The organism is Providencia alcalifaciens (genome assembly GCF_020271745.1).
GTDB classification, from domain to species: domain Bacteria; phylum Pseudomonadota; class Gammaproteobacteria; order Enterobacterales; family Enterobacteriaceae; genus Providencia; species Providencia alcalifaciens_B.
On the sequence record NZ_CP084296.1, the window covers coordinates 772,369 to 792,135 of the forward strand.

At 41.6% G+C, this 19,767-nt stretch carries 20 protein-coding genes; 12 read left to right on the plus strand and 8 right to left on the minus strand.

The genetic code is table 11. The features are described from left to right. The first annotated feature begins 379 nt into the window (after nucleotides 1–379). Together glpT and glpQ are read left to right on the plus strand one after the other, a co-directional pair. On the plus strand, nucleotides 380–1,729 hold the full coding sequence (gene glpT, locus LDO51_RS03465) for a glycerol-3-phosphate transporter (RefSeq protein WP_225576362.1): 1,350 nt from the start codon (nucleotides 380–382) through the stop codon (nucleotides 1,727–1,729). Between the two features lie 200 nt (nucleotides 1,730–1,929). Then, nucleotides 1,930–3,003 (plus strand): glycerophosphodiester phosphodiesterase, encoded by a 1,074-nt coding sequence (gene glpQ / locus LDO51_RS03470; RefSeq protein ID WP_225576363.1) that lies wholly within the window; start codon nucleotides 1,930–1,932, stop codon nucleotides 3,001–3,003. 74 nt (nucleotides 3,004–3,077) lie between these two features. Here the strand turns inward: glpQ and epmA are convergent, their stop codons facing one another. Then, nucleotides 3,078–4,055, minus strand: a complete 978-nt coding sequence (gene epmA, locus LDO51_RS03475; protein WP_036955971.1) for an elongation factor P--(R)-beta-lysine ligase — start codon at nucleotides 4,053–4,055, stop codon at nucleotides 3,078–3,080. 784 nt (nucleotides 4,056–4,839) lie between these two features. Here epmA and frdA point away from each other — a divergent pair. From frdA to LDO51_RS03500, 5 genes are all read left to right on the plus strand, one after another. Then, complete coding sequence (gene frdA, locus LDO51_RS03480) at nucleotides 4,840–6,636, plus strand: fumarate reductase (quinol) flavoprotein subunit (RefSeq protein ID WP_036955970.1); 1,797 nt, start codon at nucleotides 4,840–4,842, stop codon at nucleotides 6,634–6,636. Then, nucleotides 6,629–7,363, plus strand: coding sequence for a succinate dehydrogenase/fumarate reductase iron-sulfur subunit (locus LDO51_RS03485; RefSeq protein ID WP_224059149.1), 735 nt, complete (start codon nucleotides 6,629–6,631; stop codon nucleotides 7,361–7,363). Before frdA ends, LDO51_RS03485 begins: the two co-directional genes overlap by 8 nt. A gap of 14 nt (nucleotides 7,364–7,377) precedes the next feature. Further along, a complete protein-coding gene (gene frdC, locus LDO51_RS03490) occupies nucleotides 7,378–7,773 on the plus strand; it encodes a fumarate reductase subunit FrdC (protein WP_006659010.1) in 396 nt (131 codons plus the stop codon). Between the two features lie 15 nt (nucleotides 7,774–7,788). Further along, the gene (frdD, locus tag LDO51_RS03495) at nucleotides 7,789–8,142 is read left to right on the plus strand and encodes a fumarate reductase subunit FrdD (RefSeq protein WP_006659009.1); all 354 of its coding nucleotides are present in this window, start codon (nucleotides 7,789–7,791) and stop codon (nucleotides 8,140–8,142) included. A gap of 73 nt (nucleotides 8,143–8,215) precedes the next feature. Then, entirely contained in the window at nucleotides 8,216–8,500 is a 285-nt protein-coding gene (locus tag LDO51_RS03500) for a hypothetical protein (protein ID WP_225576364.1), read from the plus strand. Here the strand turns inward: LDO51_RS03500 and LDO51_RS03505 are convergent. The 4 genes from LDO51_RS03505 to LDO51_RS03520 are packed head-to-tail and all read right to left on the minus strand — an operon-like array spanning nucleotide 8,497 to nucleotide 12,506. After that, nucleotides 8,497–9,690, minus strand: a complete 1,194-nt coding sequence (locus LDO51_RS03505; protein ID WP_225576365.1) for an MFS transporter — start codon at nucleotides 9,688–9,690, stop codon at nucleotides 8,497–8,499. The genes LDO51_RS03500 and LDO51_RS03505 overlap by 4 nt on opposite strands. 51 nt (nucleotides 9,691–9,741) lie before the next feature. After that, nucleotides 9,742–10,506, minus strand: coding sequence for a hypothetical protein (locus LDO51_RS03510; RefSeq protein WP_225576366.1), 765 nt, complete (start codon nucleotides 10,504–10,506; stop codon nucleotides 9,742–9,744). A gap of 3 nt (nucleotides 10,507–10,509) precedes the next feature. Next, a complete protein-coding gene (locus LDO51_RS03515) occupies nucleotides 10,510–11,706 on the minus strand; it encodes an MFS transporter (protein WP_225576367.1) in 1,197 nt (398 codons plus the stop codon). A 44-nt stretch (nucleotides 11,707–11,750) separates the two neighbouring features. Continuing rightward, complete coding sequence (locus LDO51_RS03520; RefSeq protein WP_225576368.1) at nucleotides 11,751–12,506, minus strand: hypothetical protein; 756 nt, start codon at nucleotides 12,504–12,506, stop codon at nucleotides 11,751–11,753. Between the two features lie 222 nt (nucleotides 12,507–12,728). On the opposite strand from LDO51_RS03520, the gene LDO51_RS03525 reads away from it, so the two are divergent. Next, complete coding sequence (locus LDO51_RS03525) at nucleotides 12,729–12,971, plus strand: helix-turn-helix domain-containing protein (protein WP_225576369.1); 243 nt, start codon at nucleotides 12,729–12,731, stop codon at nucleotides 12,969–12,971. 100 nt (nucleotides 12,972–13,071) lie between these two features. Here LDO51_RS03525 and sugE read toward each other — a convergent pair whose 3' ends face one another. Then, nucleotides 13,072–13,386, minus strand: coding sequence for a quaternary ammonium compound efflux SMR transporter SugE (sugE, locus tag LDO51_RS03530; protein WP_225576370.1), 315 nt, complete (start codon nucleotides 13,384–13,386; stop codon nucleotides 13,072–13,074). 268 nt (nucleotides 13,387–13,654) lie between these two features. Here sugE and LDO51_RS03535 point away from each other — a divergent pair, with 268 nt between their 5' ends. The 3 genes from LDO51_RS03535 (at nucleotide 13,655) to LDO51_RS03545 (ending at nucleotide 17,421) form a co-directional block, all read left to right on the plus strand. Beyond that, the gene (locus LDO51_RS03535; protein ID WP_225576371.1) at nucleotides 13,655–14,560 is read left to right on the plus strand and encodes an EamA family transporter; all 906 of its coding nucleotides are present in this window, start codon (nucleotides 13,655–13,657) and stop codon (nucleotides 14,558–14,560) included. A gap of 349 nt (nucleotides 14,561–14,909) precedes the next feature. Beyond that, nucleotides 14,910–17,003, plus strand: a complete 2,094-nt coding sequence (cstA, locus tag LDO51_RS03540; protein WP_225576372.1) for a pyruvate/proton symporter CstA — start codon at nucleotides 14,910–14,912, stop codon at nucleotides 17,001–17,003. Nucleotides 17,004–17,217: 214 nt separating this feature from the next. Next, entirely contained in the window at nucleotides 17,218–17,421 is a 204-nt protein-coding gene (locus LDO51_RS03545) for a YbdD/YjiX family protein (RefSeq protein ID WP_006658997.1), read from the plus strand. A 117-nt stretch (nucleotides 17,422–17,538) separates the two neighbouring features. Here LDO51_RS03545 and efp read toward each other — a convergent pair whose 3' ends face one another. After that, entirely contained in the window at nucleotides 17,539–18,105 is a 567-nt protein-coding gene (gene efp / locus LDO51_RS03550; protein ID WP_154603511.1) for an elongation factor P, read from the minus strand. Nucleotides 18,106–18,147: 42 nt separating this feature from the next. Here efp and epmB point away from each other — a divergent pair, with 42 nt between their 5' ends. Next, complete coding sequence (gene epmB, locus LDO51_RS03555) at nucleotides 18,148–19,176, plus strand: EF-P beta-lysylation protein EpmB (protein WP_154639356.1); 1,029 nt, start codon at nucleotides 18,148–18,150, stop codon at nucleotides 19,174–19,176. A 78-nt stretch (nucleotides 19,177–19,254) separates the two neighbouring features. On the opposite strand, the gene LDO51_RS03560 is transcribed toward epmB, so the two are convergent. Then, nucleotides 19,255–19,599, minus strand: a complete 345-nt coding sequence (locus LDO51_RS03560) for a DUF4156 domain-containing protein (RefSeq protein WP_282560289.1) — start codon at nucleotides 19,597–19,599, stop codon at nucleotides 19,255–19,257. Nucleotides 19,600–19,767: the final 168 nt, after the last annotated feature.

Genomic DNA, 19,767 nt, shown 5'->3' on the forward strand with positions numbered 1-19,767 from the left:
TTATAGTCTATAGTTAATATAAGCGCAAAAATACGCTCAATGTTTGATAAGGAACAAAAACGAAAGTCAAAAGTACAAATTAGGTACATTAAAGCGTAGAAGCGTGATGATACTCACAAAATAATTCACAATTTCAGTTCCATTCCATTCACAAATCGCATTAACTATGCAGCCAGATAAACAAAATCAATAATTGTGCGTTAGATTACAGATAAAATGTTTTTTAACGATTAAGATTTAGCGCAATTGGAAAATAAAAGCGCTCAAAGAAACTCGATTGTTTTCGTTTTTGTTACTTACCCCATAATAAACGCTCAACAACTTCACAACATATGTGAAATGAAGAGCATATAACTACTGACATGCCATCGGAGGCTTTATGTTACGCATGTTTAAACCCGCCGCTCATATCGAGAGGCTGCCAGCGGATAAAATAGACCCCGTCTATCGTAAATTACGTTGGCAGATTTTCCTGGGGATTTTCTTCGGTTACGCAGCATACTATTTAGTTAGAAAGAACTTCGCCCTCGCAATGCCTTACCTCGTTGAACAAGGTTTCTCTAAAGGTGACCTTGGTTTCGCATTATCTGGGATTTCAATCGCCTATGGTTTCTCCAAATTTATCATGGGCTCATTTTCTGACCGTGCTAACCCTCGGTACTTCTTACCGGCAGGTTTGATCCTCGCTTCACTTGTCATGCTATTCATGGGCTTCGTACCATGGGCAACCTCTAGCATCATGGTTATGTTCGTGCTGCTGTTCTTATGTGGTTGGTTCCAAGGTATGGGTTGGCCTCCTTGTGGACGTACCATGGTTCACTGGTGGTCACAAAAAGAACGTGGCGGTATCGTCTCTGTTTGGAACTGTGCGCATAACGTCGGTGGTGGTCTGCCTCCATTACTGTTCCTGTTAGGTATGGCATGGTTTAACGACTGGAAAGCGGCGCTGTATATGCCTGCATTGGCGGCAATTTTAGTTGCACTGATTGCCTTCGCATTAATGCGTGATACTCCGCAATCTTGTGGCCTGCCACCAATTGAAGAGTACAAAAACGACTATCCAACAGACTATAAAGCCTCTGATGAAGAAGAATTAACAGCTAAAGCTATCTTCATGAAGTATGTATTCCCTAACAAACTTCTGTGGATGATTGCTATCGCTAACGTGTTCGTATACTTACTGCGTTACGGTGTTCTGGACTGGTCACCAACTTACCTGCGTGAAGTTAAACACTTCACCATGGACAAATCTTCATGGGCTTATTTCCTGTATGAATATGCGGGTATCCCAGGAACCCTGTTGTGCGGTTGGATGTCGGATAAAGTCTTCCGTGGTAACCGTGGTGCGACAGGTGTGTTCTTCATGACCTTAGTGACTATTGCAACTATCGTCTTCTGGATGAACCCTCCGGGTAACCCAGGCGTTGATATGGCATGTATGTTGATTATCGGTTTCTTAATCTATGGCCCAGTCATGCTAATTGGTCTGCACGCTCTTGAGCTTGCACCTAAGAAAGCAGCGGGTACCGCCGCAGGCTTCACCGGTTTATTCGGTTATCTTGGTGGTTCTGTTGCTGCAAGTGCTATCGTCGGTTATACCGTTGACTACTTCGGTTGGAACGGCGGTTTTGCTGTGATGATCGGTGGTTCTGCACTGTCTGTTGTTTTACTGTTCATCGTTATGCTGAGCGAAAGTAAACATAAACGTGAACTCGCTCAAAACCAATAAGCCACCACATATGTTGAGTTGATTCGCTAGATTGATGGGTTATATCAAGAAAAGGATATAGCCCATTTTTTTACCCAAAATTTGTTATCGGCACAATTTATTATCTGTAAAAGTATTTATTTATAAATTTATTTATCTAAAAAACTGTTTAGCTATAAAGCTCTTTACCTACAAATAATGAGTACCAAGGAGATTTACTGATGAATTTTCAATTAAAAACATTAGTCGCAAGTATGGTCTTAGTGATGTCCGTCTCTGCTGCTGCCGAAACGGCAGGTAAAGTGGTGATTGCACATCGTGGTGCAAGTGGTTATTTACCGGAACATACCCTTCCAGCGAAAGCGATGGCGTATGCGCAAGGTGCAGATTTCCTCGAACAAGATTTAGTGATGACCAAAGATAATGAGCTGGTTGTTCTTCATGACCATTATCTGGATCGCGTCACTGATGTGGCAGATAAATTTCCAAATCGCGCACGTAAAGATGGTCGCTATTACGCGATTGATTTTACGCTGCCAGAAATTAAATCCCTGAAATTCACGGAAGGTTTTGACATTGTTGATGGCAAAAAAGTCCAAAGCTATCCAAACCGTTTCCCAATGGGTAAATCCGATTTCCGTGTCCACACCTTCCAAGAAGAGATTGAATTTATTCAAGGTTTGAACAAATCTACGGGTAAAAATATCGGTATCTATCCTGAAATTAAAGCCCCTTGGTTCCATCAACAAGAAGGCAAGGATATCACCAAGAAAACCTTAGAAGTCCTGAAAGAATATGGCTATACCAACAAAGATTCTAACGTTTATCTGCAATCTTTCGACCCAATTGACCTAAAACGCATCAAAACGAAACTGATGCCAGAAATGGGAATGGATTTAAAACTAATCCAATTAATCGCTTATACCGATTGGGAAGAGACGCAAGAACAGAAGCCAGATGGCACTTGGGTAAACTATAACTATGATTGGATGATGAAGCCGGGTGCGATGAAAGAGATTGCGACCTACGCAGATGGGATTGGTCCTGATTACCATATGCTCATTAGCGAAGATTCTACGCCAACCAATATCAAAGTGAACGGTATGGTGAAGGAAGCCCACGCAAACCATATGGCGGTGCACCCATTTACTATCCGTGTGGACAAATTACCTAAATATGCGAAAGATGGTCAGCAGTTATATGACATTATTTATAACCAAGCTGATGTTGATGGTGTTTTCACAGACTTCCCTGATTTAGGGGTTAAGTTCTTAGAGCAGCAAAAGCAGAAGTAAAATAGAAGGTTAGACGATATAAAAAATCCCAGCCTTGCTGGGATTTTCTCTTTTTAACATACCCTATAGGAGTACTAAGCAATCGTCACAGGGAATGCAATCACATCACTGATTCGTTCGGCATTCAGTGCCAGCATGATTAAGCGATCAACACCAACAGCCACACCGGAACATGCCGGTAAACCGTGTTCAAGCGCTGCAAGCAAGTTTTCATCAATCGGTTGAACAGGTAAACCCATAGCAGCACGTTTACGATTATCTTGCTCGAAACGTTGGCGCTGTTCGCCCACATCCGTCAGCTCATGGAAGCCATTTGCCAGCTCCATGCCTTTAAAATAGACTTCAAAACGCTCTGCTACACGGTGATCTTCCGTGCTAATCACCGCTAATGACGCTTGCGTTGCCGGGAAGTGATAAACCACCGCAGGCTTCTCTTTACCAATATGTGGCTCCACGCCCATGGTAAACAGTAGCTGCAACAAAGTGTCGCGGTCTTCTTCATTGTCCGCCACATTGCTTAAATCTAAGCGGGCAGCCACTTCGCGTAGCTCGCTTTTTTCCGCAGAGAGCGGGTCAATATCTAGATGGCGTAAAAATGCTTGCTGATAAGAGAGTAGCTCAGCACTTTCGCATTCCAGCACTTGTTGCAGAAGGTCATCCACTTCATTGATTAAGCGATACATATCAAAGTGTGGTCGGTACCACTCGAGCATCGTAAATTCAGGGTTATGGTGTCTTCCCGCTTCTTCATTACGAAAGCTTCGGCACATTTGATAGATAGGCCCACTTCCCGCCGCCAATAAGCGCTTCATATGGTATTCAGGGCTAGTCATCAAATATAAATTAATGCCCTGAGCAGCACCGGGTCCCACAAAGCGTGTCTCAAATGGAACAAGATGAATGTCAGTCACTGTCGCCTGACTCATTGCGGGTGTGTCTACCTCAAGTACACAGCGATCAGCGAAAAAACGTCTGATTTCCGCAACAATTTTTGCGCGCTGTAACAGGTTAGCGATGGGGGCTGTAGGCAGCCAATTCGCTACTTCACTCATTAAAATAACTCCAAAATAAACTTAGTCGTGCAGTGTACTCACCTCCCCCTTAACACACAATGGAATATTGTGGATATTATGCGCTATCTGAGTATCGATAGGGGATATGATTCAAGGCGAGAAAAGATGACGTGATTATCTCCTGCTTTATACGATTAGGCAAAAAAGCTTTATTATTCACTTTTAACATTGAGTTAAAAAAACAAAAACATGATTTTTTCTTATAACTTGTGATGCAAATGTTAAAACCGAACTTTACCACTCACCTTATTGATACAATTTAAATCTATTTTTTAGTATTAAAAATTAAACGACCTACTAAACAGTGAGCTCTTTCGCAATTTTATCTTCGATATGATTCTAGAGCTTCCTCGAGGAATACCAGATTATCCACTGTTAGAAAGAATAATTTGACGATTTTAGTTGGTTTTAAATGCTAGGAATTCTGTTAAATTTAATGATAATTATTTGAAATTCCTTTTTATTATTTCCGGTTTCTCTACAATCCCTTCACACCTAAAAACAATTTACAAAAAGAAGATGCAGATCACATTTTAAGGGTAATATCACCCAAAACACCTTTCTATATCAAATTTATCCCTGCCACTATTCGTTATAATTCCCAACATAATAAGTCGTTATTAGCTATTATATATTTACGATTAAAAAAAGATTCTTTGCAGATTTGCCTAAATGCAAACTGAAACTGAAATAGCTAAGCACTAAAAGTATTTAAAAGAATTTATTAATTTAACACTTTACACTTGAACAATGGAGAAGCGCAGTGCAAACCTTCAATGCCGATTTAGCGATTATCGGGGCCGGGGGCGCAGGCTTACGTGCAGCAATTGCTGCTGCTGAAGCAAATCCCAATATCAAGATTGCTCTGGTCTCAAAAGTTTACCCAATGCGTAGCCACACCGTGGCCGCAGAGGGGGGATCAGCCGCAGTTACTCAAGCCCATGATTCCTATGACTATCATTTTAATGATACCGTTTCTGGTGGTGACTGGCTGTGTGAGCAAGATGTCGTCGATTATTTCGTCGAACACTGCCCAACAGAAATGACCCAACTAGAACAATGGGGATGCCCTTGGAGCCGTAAACCAGATGGTTCAGTTAACGTTCGCCGTTTCGGTGGGATGAAAATTGAACGTACTTGGTTCGCAGCCGATAAGACTGGCTTCCACATGCTGCATACCCTGTTCCAAACTTCATTAAAATATCCTCAAATCCAACGTTTCGACGAACACTTTGTTCTCGACATCATCGTGGACGAAGGTCAGGCGCGTGGTCTGGTTGCTCTGAACATGATGGAAGGTACGAAAGTTCAAATTCGTGCCAATGCTATCGTTATGGCCACGGGTGGTGCGGGTCGTGTTTACCGCTATAACACCAACGGCGGTATCGTAACCGGTGACGGTATGGGTATGGCGCTGCGTCATGGTGTGCCATTACGTGATATGGAATTCGTTCAGTATCACCCTACTGGTCTGCCAGGTTCCGGTATCCTGATGACTGAAGGTTGTCGTGGTGAAGGCGGTATCTTAGTCAACAAAGATGGCTATCGCTATCTGCAAGACTACGGTATGGGTCCTGAAACGCCACTGGGCAAACCAGAAAACAAATATATGGAACTGGGTCCTCGTGACAAAGTTTCACAAGCATTCTGGCACGAATGGCGTGCAGGTCGCACTATCAGCACTCACCGTGGTGATGTTGTGTATCTGGATTTACGTCACTTAGGTGCTGAAAAACTGCATGAACGTCTACCATTTATCTGTGAGCTGGCAAAAGCTTACGTGGGTGTTGACCCTGTAAATGAACCAATTCCTGTTCGTCCAACAGCTCACTACACCATGGGTGGTATTGAAACTGATCAACGCACAGAAACCCGCATTAAAGGTCTGTTCGCGGTAGGTGAGTGTTCATCTGTTGGCTTACACGGTGCAAACCGTTTAGGTTCTAACTCACTGGCAGAATTAGTGGTATTTGGTCGCTTAGCGGGTGAAGAAGCGGCACGTCATGCGGCTGAAGCAACGCCTGCAAATGCAAGCGCTATCGAAGCACGTACTCGTGACATCGAAAATGACCTGCAAAAACTTCTGAACCAAAAAGGTAAAGAGAGCTGGTCGAAAATCCGTGATGAAATGGGTATTTCGATGGAAGAAGGTTGCGGTATCTACCGTACCCCTGAATTAATGCAGAAAACCGTTGATAAACTGGCAGAGCTGAAAGAGCGCTTCAAGCATGTTGAAATCACTGACCATAGCAGCGTCTTCAACACTGACTTACTGTACACCATCGAGTTAGGCTTCGGCTTAGACGTAGCGGAATGTATGGCTCACTCTGCGATTAACCGTAAAGAGTCTCGCGGTGCGCACCAACGTCTTGACGAAGGTTGCACTGAGCGTGATGACGTCAACTTCCTGAAACATACTCTGGCGTTCTATAACCCAGAAGGTGCACCACGCCTTGAGTACTCTGATGTGAAAATCACTAAATCACAACCAGCGAAACGTGTGTATGGTGCTGAAGGGGCAGCTCAAGATAAGGCGAATAAGGAGCAAGCTAATGGATGATATGAAACACTTAAAAATGGAGATCATGCGTTTCAATCCAGAAACGGACAATGAACCCCATTTAGTGACTTATGATGTCCCTTATGACGAGCAAACCTCTTTGTTAGATGCTTTGGGCTACATCAAAGATAACCTCGCGCCAGACCTGTCTTACCGTTGGTCTTGCCGTATGGCTATCTGTGGCTCTTGCGGCATGATGGTAGACAATGTTCCTAAACTGGCTTGTAAAACATTCCTGCGTGACTATCCGCAAGGAGTCAAAATTGAGCCACTGGGTAACTTCCCTATCGAGCGTGACCTTGTTGTTGATATGACAAGCTTTATCGAACGTCTAGAAGCTATCAAGCCTTACATTATTGGTAATGATCGCAAACCATCTGACGGTCCGAACAAGCAAACTCCAGCTCAGATGGAGAAATACCATCAGTTCTCTGGCTGTATTAACTGCGGTCTGTGCTATGCAGCGTGCCCACAGTTTGGTCTGAACCCTGAGTTCTTAGGCCCTGCGGCAATCACCTTAGCAGAGCGCTACAACCTCGATAACCGTGACCACGGCGCGAAAGAGCGTATGCCATTATTAAATGGTGACAACGGTGTATGGAGCTGTACGTTTGTAGGTTACTGCTCTGAAGTCTGTCCTAAGCATGTCGACCCGGCGGCGGCTATCCAACAAGGTAAAGTTGCGAGTGCGCAAGACTTTGTTATCGCCATGCTGAAGCCACGATAAGGAGAATTGAAGTCATGACAACTAAACGTAAACCCTATGTCAGGGAAATGAAAGGCGACTGGTGGCAAAAGCTGGGTTTCTACCGCTTTTACATCATGCGTGAAAGCACTTCCGTGCTTCAGGTTTGGTTCAGTATTTTAGTCCTGTACGGCGTATTTGCGCTGAAAAATGGACCTGAATCATGGGCGGGCTTTGTTGGGTTCTTAAGTAACCCAATCATTCTGATCATTAACATCGTGACACTGGCTGCAACCCTGCTGCATACCACAACGTGGTTCAAGCTAGCACCAAAAGCCGTGGCTATCATAGTTAAAGATAAGAAACTGCCAGATGAGCCAATCGTAAAAGGCTTCTGGGCACTCACTATAGTCGTGACTGCGGCTATTTTAGCAATCGCATTACTATTTTAATCGAAGGAGAATCTGATGAATCTAACGCCTAAACGTTCCGATGAGCCGATTTTCTGGGGATTATTTGGTGCAGGTGGTATGTGGAGCGCCGTTATTGGTCCTGCAATCATCCTTTTACTGGGTATTTTAATCCCATTAGGTGTCGCACCAGAAATGCTGAGCTATGAGCGCATCATGGCATTTAGCCAAAGCTTTATTGGTCGTATTTTCTTATTACTGATGATTATTCTGCCAGTATGGTGTGGTATGCACCGTATTCACCACACTCTGCACGATTTTAAAGTGCATGTTCCAGCAACAAAATGGGTGTTCTACGGCAGCTCTGCAATCATTAGCGTAATCGCGATTATCGGTGTATTCACACTGTAATTATTGATTAGCAAAATATATTAATAACAAATACCCCATCAGCGCACTGCGTGGTGGGGTATTTTTTTGTCTATTGATAACGTTACTGGCTGCGTTATTAGTCACTGACACTCACTTTAATATTCAATCAAACATTCATTATTTGGGATGGTTGGGTCTGGATAATTGGCACGCAGAACCGCATGAGCTTATCTCCACGATGATTTATCATGCAATGCATGCAGCCGTGGATAACCTCGCCACAACCAGCGAATACAACCAAAGCAATTTGGGCGAATTGCTGTATAAGCGTTTTTCAAAATTACTCTGTCTAATAGAAAATAACCCCATAGATTTTATCTACGGGGCTAATCATTAAGTGCATCCCAATTCTTGCGATTTCGGTAGCCAACGTGTCAGGAAGAATAATGCTCCGCAAAATGCGATAAAACAGCCTGCATAACCTAAGTGAAAATCGCTCAAGTAGATAATGGCTAACGGTGTTATCCCCCCAATGCACACAGAAGCCCCGTTATAGCCAGCGCCTAGCATTGCGGTATTACCATGAACAGCACTTGCCAGTACGGCCGGTAAATTTGCAATAATCATTGCAGAACACCCCGCAATCACCAACTGCGCAACGCCAACTAACATGAGGCTATCGAGCTGAAGTGTAAAATAAACAGGGACGGATAAGAGCACTAACGCAGCGACTCCCATCCGATATATTTTCGATGGCGTACTGCATTTCGTTGTGAACCAGCAAGTTAAAACAATCAGTACTAGCAGAAGCCCAGAAGATATCAGAGGATAAATATCCTTTAATACCTCATGCTTCAAGTGGTTAACAATAATTGTTCCAGAAAGGTTTTGTGAATAAAAGGCCACTGAGGCAGGCGCGGTTAACAAAAATAAATAAACGATCCCCTGCCAATTAAACGCTCGCTTTTCTGCTTTATTTTCCGGTTTTTCTGGTAACCTCGCGCGAAACCAAAAACTGATTCCTATATTGAGTAAGCCTACCAATAATGGAATACGCCAACCAATACTGTGCATCGTTTCTTTATCAAGGATTTTCTGTAAAAACGTGATTAATCCTACGGAAAGAATAACCCCTACCACTACACTTCCAGAGATCAGTGCCGCAATTCTGGCTCGCTCGTTATTTTTCGCATCAGAAAATAAGTAAGTCACTACCGATGGGTACTCACCACCAAAACTAAAAGTAAGAGCCAACTGAAGTATTAAAATAGCGATTGGGGTATAAATGCCTAATAATTGGATCGGTAATAATGCCATGCATAATGTCGCAATACCGGTAATAAAACTCGTCAAGACTAACGCCGCTTTTTTCCCTGCAATATCTGCATAGCGCCCTATAACAACCCCACCAATAGGTCGAATTAAAAAACGTAGCGCAAAAATACCCCATACCATTATGGTGGATTGTGAATAACCTAATTTTTCCAACTCTGCACTCAAATAAACTGATATTGCAGCAAATACTGCAATACCATAATATTCCAACGCATTTCCTATGGCGATACCAAAGCGATATTTCCATTTCATCGCATCATCCTTGTTGTAAAATTTTCGTCCTAAATACACACGGTCGGAAAATTACGGATAGCTCACCAATGTTTCTAAACACGCTAATGTAATGCCATGTTCTTTCAAAACTGCAAATAACCCACTTGAAGAAACATAAGGACATCCTAGTTTTTCTTTAATACGTTGAATCCGTTTATGCTCATTGGCTTCTGCACAACCTTGGATATAACTAATTTCTTTTACTTTGCAGTGGGAAAGTAATAAACGAATAGTAATCATTTCTTTGCGAGTAAAACGAATATTACCAAAGCGCATATATTGGTGAGTATCTAATATTTCCCTTTTAGGATTTCTAGACTCACTCAATGCATTAAGCTCCGCTCGAAGTGGTAAAATTATTTCTTCATTATCCTTCCATAAATTATGGGCATAATCCGAAACAACGGCCCTTAATTTATACAATTCTAGTAAATTCTTACTCTCCAATTTTTTATTTGAATTTACAGAAATAATTTCATAAACACTGCCATATTTCGTGCAAAAATCCACTTTAATTTCACTCTTATGGCTTTTAGATAATGTTTTTTTGAACAAATCAGAATAATTATTCCAATATTGAACACCGTTCACCAGCCTTTCTTCCACCTTTTTATCTAAATCATCATCCCAAAAAATTAAAATCCATTCATATTGGTTTGAGAGAGTTCTAACAACATTATTACTTAAATCTATTCGACTATAAGTAACATCCACCTCATTCCAATCAAAATAATTAAGGAATTTACGATTAAAATCAGCACACGAAGATTCAAGATATTTATTTTCCACATCCATATTTCACCCCTTAATTCTGATTAAAGAATTTTTTCTTCTTAAAAATAATGAAAGAAACAATGACAATGAGCTCAACATAACAAAAACACCCACTAGAGAAACATGAAAACTCACCAAATTACTTATAATCATAGGCGTTACCCCTCCGATAATAACTGATGCAATGTTATATCCCATACTTAATGTGGTCACATGCCCATCAGCAGGTTTTGTCATTGCGTAATTCCAATTGCATAAAACCATTGCGGATATAATGAGCATTATTATTTGTGATACAACTGTTATAACCAAACCATAATTAGATATAAAAAAATAAATCGGAATAGAAAATACAAACGCAAGCTTAACACCATATTCAAATACTTTTCCAGGAGTACTGTATTTATCTGTCAACACACCAACTAAAATTATGAAAAACAATAAAAATATAGAAGATGCAATTGAATATACGCTTTTAAACTCATCTAAATTTAATTCTTTAATTATAAAAGATGATGAGAAATTTAATGTATAGAAAATAACTGAACCAGGAATAACGATAAGAAAAATATTCAATGATTTAAACCAGTCAATTTTATCTTTCACTTTCTCTATAGGCTGATTCGGTAGTCGGTACCTAAACCAAAAACAGATGAGTATATTCGCTAATCCTAATAGCAATGGAATGCGCCAGCCAAATTTTTGCATAGATTCAGCATCTAAAATACTTTCAAGTAATAAGACAATCGCTAGTGAACCAATCACGCCGACGACAGCACTCCCTGTCAGCAAACCCGATATGCGCCCCCGTTCATGAGGCTGAGAGTCTTTATATAAATAAGTCGATAATGATGGAGCCTCACCTGCATAGCTAAAAGATAATGCCATTTGAAGTATTAAAATTACTAATGGCGCATATGCTCCAAGCAAATGAATTGGAAGTAGCCCCATCATCAGTGTTGCACTACCTGTAATAATACTCACTAAAATTAACGCAGATTTTTTACCTACTTTATCTGCATATCGTCCTATAACATATCCGCCAATTGGACGCATAAGAAAACGTAACGCAAAGATTGCCCAAACCATTTCCGTTGCTTGTTGATAACCTAGCCGAGCCAATTCTGCACTTAAATACGATGAAATAGCTGCAAAAATAGCAAGATCATAAAACTCTAAAGCATTGCCTGTCACTGCGCCAAATCTTAACTTCCATTTCATAAGTTAATTCCTTTTCCTTATAGAAATTCGATGAAATCTATTTATTACAACTCAATCCCACCCAAACTGTTCAATGTAATACAGTGTTCCTCCATAACATTGAATAATTTATTATTAACTTCACCTTTATACTTTAATTTATCCTTAATATTTTCAACCCTTAAAGTTTCAATAGCTTCTGTACAGCCTTGAATTTGGCTAATCTCTTTTATACTCCGATGAGAAAGTAATAATTTAACCGTCAAAATTTCTCTATTTGAAAAGGAGATATTGCCGAATCGAATATAATCATGAACTTCCTTTATTCCTCTAAGTGAATTTTCATTTTGTATTACATTTATTTCCTGCCTAATTGGAATTGGAACATACCCATCTTCATTCCATTTTTCATAAGCGTAACTCGCCATTACTGTTCGCCACTTACATAGTGATAGTAAATCCAAAGATGGCACCGTTTCGAAAGAATTAACTGAGAGTATTTCGAAGACATTATTATATCGATTACAAAAATCTATTTTTTTATTTTTAAAGTCCAACTTTGATAATATTTCCCTGTAAGCATTCGAATAGTTTTTCCAATATTGAATTCCCACATGCAATCTTTCATCTAAATTCAAGTCCATATCTTCATGCCAATAAATCAATTGCCATTCATAATTACTTGACAGTGCATATATTTTTTTATTATCAACATCTACTACAGTATAATGAACATCAAAACTATCCCAATCAAAATAATTAAATAAATCCTTTCTCATATTTTTACTCAAAGCTTCCATTTCAATGCTTTCTACATTCATTTTATACCTCTACCAAGAATTAAATTAAAAATACACCAATGGAAAATTAACGACATATCTTTAACATAGAAATTTTTCATGTCAAAGATTAATTTAATTGACATTTAAAAAGATAATTTATTTTTTTAATTTAATATCCCAGAAAAACCCTACGGTGAATTTAATTAAAATATATTTAATTAAATTTAATAATTAATTATTTTAGAATTATTGGAGAATAATATGAAACAAGATTGGCATCCTGCGGACATTATTGCCGCCATTCGAAAGAAAGGAACCACATTATCCGCAATATCAAGATCTGTCGGCTTAAACCCTTCAACATTGAATAATGCATTGTCACGCCGTTGGCCTAAAGGAGAAAGAATTATTGCTGAGTTTTTAGAAATGGCACCCGATGAAATATGGCCATCTCGTTATTTGCACCATCAACCTAAAAGCAAAGAAGTCAGTTCTATTGATTGAGGAAACAAAACAAATATAACGACCATGTTATTTAAATTATATTATGCTGCAATGGCCCAAACGGGTGAACCATCGCTCACCCGTTCTTATTCTCATAGGCTTAACTAGAAAGTTTTAACCCAATTAGCCCCATCACAATCAAGCCAAGGCTCAATAAGCGGAACATATTGGCGGATTCGCCAAGGAAAATAATCCCGAAAATTGCGGTACCAACAGCACCGATACCCGTCCAAATCGCGTAAGCAGTTCCTGCAGGTAAGTCACGCATCGCATAAGCGAGTAAGCCCATGCTGGCGATAATGGCGGCGATAGTGATAACACTTGGGGTTAGGCGCGTAAAACCATGGGTATACTTTAAACCCACTGCCCAAACAACTTCTAATAAACCGGCAAATAATAAGATGATCCAAGCCATGGTGGATGTACTCCGTCAACTTCTCGGGGTCGTCCCCATTACTTAAACGTGATGGTTTCAGGTCGTCCTGAACACGCGAAATGAAACCGTATTATAAACGTTCAATTTCAGAGACTCAAGTCACTTAAAATAATAATTAACGCTAAATTAACACCCATATTTATCCTATTCATGCTGAATTTGAGTCCTGACATGCAATATCGTCGCACAAATCCCAAAGCACAGGTAAAGTAGAGGTCCACCGCCAATTCTGTACCGAGAAAACACCATGCGAATCAAAGATATATTACTTGCCCTGTGTGTCGTGATTATTTGGGGCGTCAACTTCGTGATCATCAAACTTGGCGTAACCGCCTTACCCCCACTACTCCTCGGTGCCTTACGTTTTGTGTTTGTGGCTTTCCCTGCTATTTTTCTATTCAAGCGCCCCAAAATTCCGCTGAAGCTATTACTGATTTATGGGCTAACCATTAGCTTTGGGCAGTTTGCATTTCTATTTTGTGCCTTGCGTGTGGGTATGCCAGCAGGGATTGCCTCAGTGATTTTACAATCACAAGCTTTCTTCACGATCTTGCTCGGTGCCGTGATCCTTAAAGAATCCCTACAGCCAACCCATTTTCTCGGTATGTTTATCGCTATCGCTGGGCTTGGGATTTTAGCCAATGGCGCAACCTCTGGCGGCATCGATGATATCCCCCTGTTAGGCTTGATCTTTATTTTGATCGCAGGGCTCTCTTGGGCGTTTGGTAATATCACCAACCGCATCATTATGCAGCACCAAGGCGAAGAAAAATGCAGCGCACTTTCCTTGGTCAGTTGGAGTGCCCTAATTCCGATTATTCCTTTCTTATTAAGCTCTTGGATTTTCGAAGGTGAAGATGCCATTGCACAAGGCTTAGCGGGGTTTGATTGGTCTGTGCTCGGCGTGATTTTGTATCTTGCCTACCTTTCCACTTTTGTGGGTTATGGATTGTGGGGCGTTCTGCTCGGACGTTATGAGGCTTGGCGCGTCGCACCATTCTCTTTATTGGTGCCCGTTTTTGGGTTAAGTAGCAGCGCGTTATTCCTTGGTGAGCATATTAACGGCATACAAATTGCTGGGTTAGTTTTGATTATGTTCGGACTAATCACGACACTATTTGGTAAAAAAATCATTCAGATGATCAGAAAATAACCGCTAACATATTAAAATACCGGAAATTTTCTTCCGGTATTTTTTGTCTTTTATATCATTTACAGCCTCCCACCCCAAAAAAATAAATTGGAATTATAATCTAAGAAACAATAATTAATCAGAATATAAATTCAATCAATGGATTAACGCTAGACCAAAACAAGATAAAATCCAATATTAATTTCAATTTTAGTGATGCCAATTGCAATATTGAAATTTATCTACAATTTCAATTAAGTGTCTCGATTTAGCTACTTTTTCTTTTCCGTAACTCTCGCTATATCTGTTTGGGTTTTTACTTATATAAATAACTAATAAAGCTCGTTAACGAAATGGATGGGGAAAGGCTATGGGTAAACAATTGATTTGGATTGTTCTCGCTCTGCTCGGCGCGTTTTCACTCGGTTATATTGCATTAAACCGAGGCGAACAAATTAACGCCCTGTGGATCGTGGTCGCCGCGGTCTGTATTTATTTGATCGCATATCGTTACTATGGACTGTTTATTGCAAAAAAAGTCCTGCAAGTGGACTCCACTCGTATGACGCCAGCCATTCGTCACAACGATGGTCTGGATTATGTACCAACCGACAAAAAAGTGTTATTTGGTCACCACTTCGCTGCCATTGCAGGCGCGGGTCCATTAGTGGGGCCTGTACTTGCTGCACAAATGGGGTATTTACCGGGTATGCTGTGGCTGCTCGCAGGGGTGGTACTGGCAGGGGCTGTACAAGATTTTATGGTGCTATTCGTTTCAACTCGCCGCGATGGCCGCTCTTTGGGTGAACTCGTTAAAGAGGAAATGGGTAATACCGCTGGCGTCATTGCATTAATTGCCTGCTTTATGATCATGGTGATTATCCTTGCCGTGCTCGCGATGATTGTCGTGAAAGCGTTAACACACAGTCCTTGGGGAACTTATACCGTTGCCTTTACCATCCCACTGGCTATTTTTATGGGGATTTATACCCGCTATATTCGCCCGGGTCGTATTGGTGAAGTTTCTATTATTGGTCTGATTTTCTTAGTTTTTGCGATTATTTCAGGTGGCTGGGTCGCAGAGAGTGAGACATGGGCGCCTTATTTTGACTACACTGGCGTACAGCTAACGTGGATGCTAGTTGGCTATGGTTTTGTGGCTGCAGTTCTGCCTGTTTGGCTGTTATTAGCCCCTCGTGATTATCTTTCTACTTTCTTGAAAATCGGGACAATTATTGGTCTGGCGATTGGTATTTTGATTTTAAATCCAAATCTGCAAATGCCGTCGTTAACTAAGTATATTGATGGAACTGGCCCTGTATGGGCAGGGGATTTATTCCCATTCTTATTTATTACTATCGCTTGTGGTGCCGTTTCTGGCTTCCACGCCTTAATCTCTTCCGGTACCACACCGAAAATGCTCGCTAATGAAAACCAAGCTTGTTTTATCGGTTATGGCGGGATGTTGATGGAGTCATTCGTGGCTATCATGGCGTTAGTCGCGGCTTGTGTGATTGACCCGGGCGTTTATTTCGCGATGAACAGCCCAATGGCGATGTTAGCGCCTGCGGGTACCACAGATGTAGTGGCTTCAGCGGCCCAAGTGGTTAGCAGTTGGGGCTTCCAGATTACCCCTGAACAGTTGACCCAAATTGCCAATGATGTCGGTGAAACCAGTATTATTTCCCGCGCAGGGGGCGCACCAACCCTCGCAGTAGGTATGGCGTATATTCTTCATGGCGCGCTAGGCGGGTTGATGAATGTGGCATTCTGGTACCACTTCGCCATTTTGTTTGAAGCGCTGTTTATCCTGACTGCAGTGGATGCCGGAACCCGCGCAGCACGCTTTATGCTGCAAGATTTGCTGGGTGTGATTTCGCCATCCTTGAAAAGGACGGATTCTCTGCCTGCTAACCTAATAGCCACTGCATTGTGTGTGCTGGCATGGGGATATTTCTTGCATCAGGGCGTCGTTGACCCACTCGGTGGTATTAACACCTTATGGCCGCTGTTTGGTATCGCCAACCAGATGCTAGCCGGTATGGCATTGATGCTATGCGCGGTCGTTCTGTTCAAGATGAAGCGCCAAGCCTATGCATGGGTCGCTCTATTACCAACTTCGTGGCTATTGGTGTGTACAATGACCGCTGGCTGGGAAAAGACCTTCAGTGAAGATGCCCGCGTTGGTTTCTTAGCGGTCGCGAATAAATTCCAAGCGATGTTAGATAGCGGCAACTTGCCACCGCAATATACGGAATCACAGTTAACTCAGTTGGTTTTCAATAACCGTTTAGATGCTGGCTTAACGATTTTCTTTATGATTGTGGTTGTGGTTCTCGCCCTGTTCTCTATCCGTACCGCGTTAAAAGCATTGAAATCTAAGGAACCAACTGCCAACGAAGTTCCTTACGAACCAATGCCAGCCAACTACGAAGAGATCGTGGCGAATACCCGCCATCATTAATACACCGGAGATTGAGAGCTGAGCAATTTTGTTTTAAATATTTTTCAAAACTCACTCTCTTTCTCCAAAATCGCTAGCTACAGTGCAATCCTCTAAATAGTTTGTATTGTAGCTAGGCAGCAAACGAGGATATCCCTAGGAGCATACACAAGTATGTGACTAGGGTAGCCAAGTGAAGCTAACAACGCGACAAAACAAAATATGACGAGGATTTATGTTTGGAAACTTAGGGAAAGCGGCCCGTTACTTAGGCCAAGCCGCCAAAATGATGGTCGGCGTCCCCGACTACGACAACTACGTCGCTCACATGCAACGCACCCATCCTGACCAAACGCCGATGACTTATGAAGAGTTTTTCAAAGAGCGGCAGGATGCTCGCTACGGTGGTAAGGGTAAAGGCGGGTTTAAATGTTGTTAATCATTGCTCTGTCCGAGCCCCACAAATAAAAAAGCCGAATACAGTGCGAAACTGCATTCGGCTCTTCTTGATCTCACTTCACCACTCACTATAATGGCGGGCTTGATCTGTCGGCGATTATTTTACGCGTGAAACGTATTCGCCTGAACGAGTGTCAACTTTGATCACTTCGCCAATCTGAACGAACAGAGGAACTTTAACCACTGCACCAGTGCTTAACGTTGCTGGTTTACCACCAGTACCTGCTGTATCGCCTTTCAGACCTGGATCTGTTTCAACAACTTCTAACTCAACGAAGTTAGGTGGTGTAACCGCGATTGGGCGACCATCCCACAGAGTTAAAATACACTCAGCTTGGTCGATCAGCCATTTGTCGTTATCACCGATAGCTTTAGCATCTGCTGCCAGCTGTTCGAAAGTTTCGTTGTTCATGAAGTGCCAGAACTCACCGTCGTTGTACAGGTAAGTTAAGTTCATATCCATGACATCTGCACCTTCGCAAGAGTCAGTAGATTTAAAGGTTTTTTCCAACAACTTGTTAGAAAGCAGTTTACGCAGACGAACGCGTGCGAACGCTTGACCTTTACCCGGTTTAACGAATTCACTTTCAAGAATTGCACACGGCTCACCATCTAACATGATTTTAAGACCTGAGCGGAATTCATTGGTACTATAAGTAGCCATGGAGATCCTCTATTTATAAACTAAAAATGGCATAGCCAAAAAATGGTCGATATTATAACTCAAAATACCTCATCCAGAGAAGTCTGGATACAACAACTTGCCGAAGCAGTCACTAATCCGGATGAATTGCTGCAATTACTAAACTTAGAAGACCATCAGCCATCGCGAGAAGGTCATGAAGCACGTAAGTTATTCCCCTTACGCGTTCCGCGTCCTTTTATTTCTCGAATGAAAAAAGGTGATCCACTAGACCCTCTGTTATTGCAAGTATTAACCGCAAAAGCAGAGTTCGATATACATCCAGGTTTTTCTACTGATCCACTAGAAGAGCAGGATAACGCGATCCCGAGTTTACTCCACAAGTACCGTAACCGCGCATTAATGCTGGTTAAAGGGGGTTGTGCAGTGAACTGTCGATACTGCTTTCGCCGGCATTTTCCTTATGAAGATAACAAAGGAAATAAAAATAACTGGTTGATGGCTGTGGATTATATAAAAAACCACAGTGAACTCAATGAAATCATCTTCTCTGGCGGTGATCCATTAATGGCAAAAGACCACGAACTTGACTGGTTAATTAGCCAACTTGAGGAAATTCCACATATTACGCGCTTGCGAATTCATTCTCGCTTACCGGTGGTGATCCCTGAAAGAATTACAGATACCCTATGCCAGCGCTTATCCCAGTCACGTTTGCAGGTCATTATGGTGACCCACGTTAACCACGCTAACGAGATTGATGATGAGTTTACGAAAGCGATGCAGAGATTAAAACGCGCGGGCGTCACGCTACTCAACCAAAGCGTATTACTCCGCCAAGTTAATGACAATGTCACTGCGTTGGCAAACCTGAGCAATGCCCTATTTGATGCGGGAATTTTACCGTATTACTTGCATGTGCTCGATAAAGTCCAAGGCGCAGCCCACTTCTTAGTGAGTGATATTGAAGCACGACAATTAATTCGTGAATTGTTAAGTCAGGTTTCAGGGTATTTAGTGCCGAAATTAGCGAGAGAAATTGGCGGAGAGCCAAGCAAAACCTTGCTCGATTTAAACTTACGTCAAAGCTAGCATAAGTTAATAGACATAGAAGTTTATAGGTATAAAAAAACCCGCTTAACTGATTAAGCGGGTCTTATTGATGCATTATTATTGACACTTATAAACTTGGCCAACCATTTTGCTATCAACAGGAACAAAGCTAGACAAGACAGTTTCGCTTGGGCTTGATGCACCAAAAATTACGTTACCACCCATTGCAGCAGCTTTGTTACGTAAATCATTTGCTGCGCCGCGCATAGAGCTAGAATCATTATTAACGCCGCTCAACCAGTTGCTTTGAGTTCCAGTGACTTGACCAAGAAGTTGGCATTCGCTTCCAGGTTGATTTTCAACAAAACGAACTTGTGAGCCTGCCGCAGTCAGATCATTGGTTGATGTACAACCTGCTAAAGTTAGTAATGCAGCAGCACCAAGCAAGACTTTAATTCGCATGTTTTCCCTCATTTTTCATTGTGTTTTTGCAGCTGGTTGTTGAACCTTCATAGCTCCAATCACTCAAAATTCTGATTTATGACAGTAAATTAGCGTACTAGATATCCCAGTAGGTTTGATAAAAACTGTCAATCGCTCAGAGTTTATCACAAAACCATCAAGACGCTC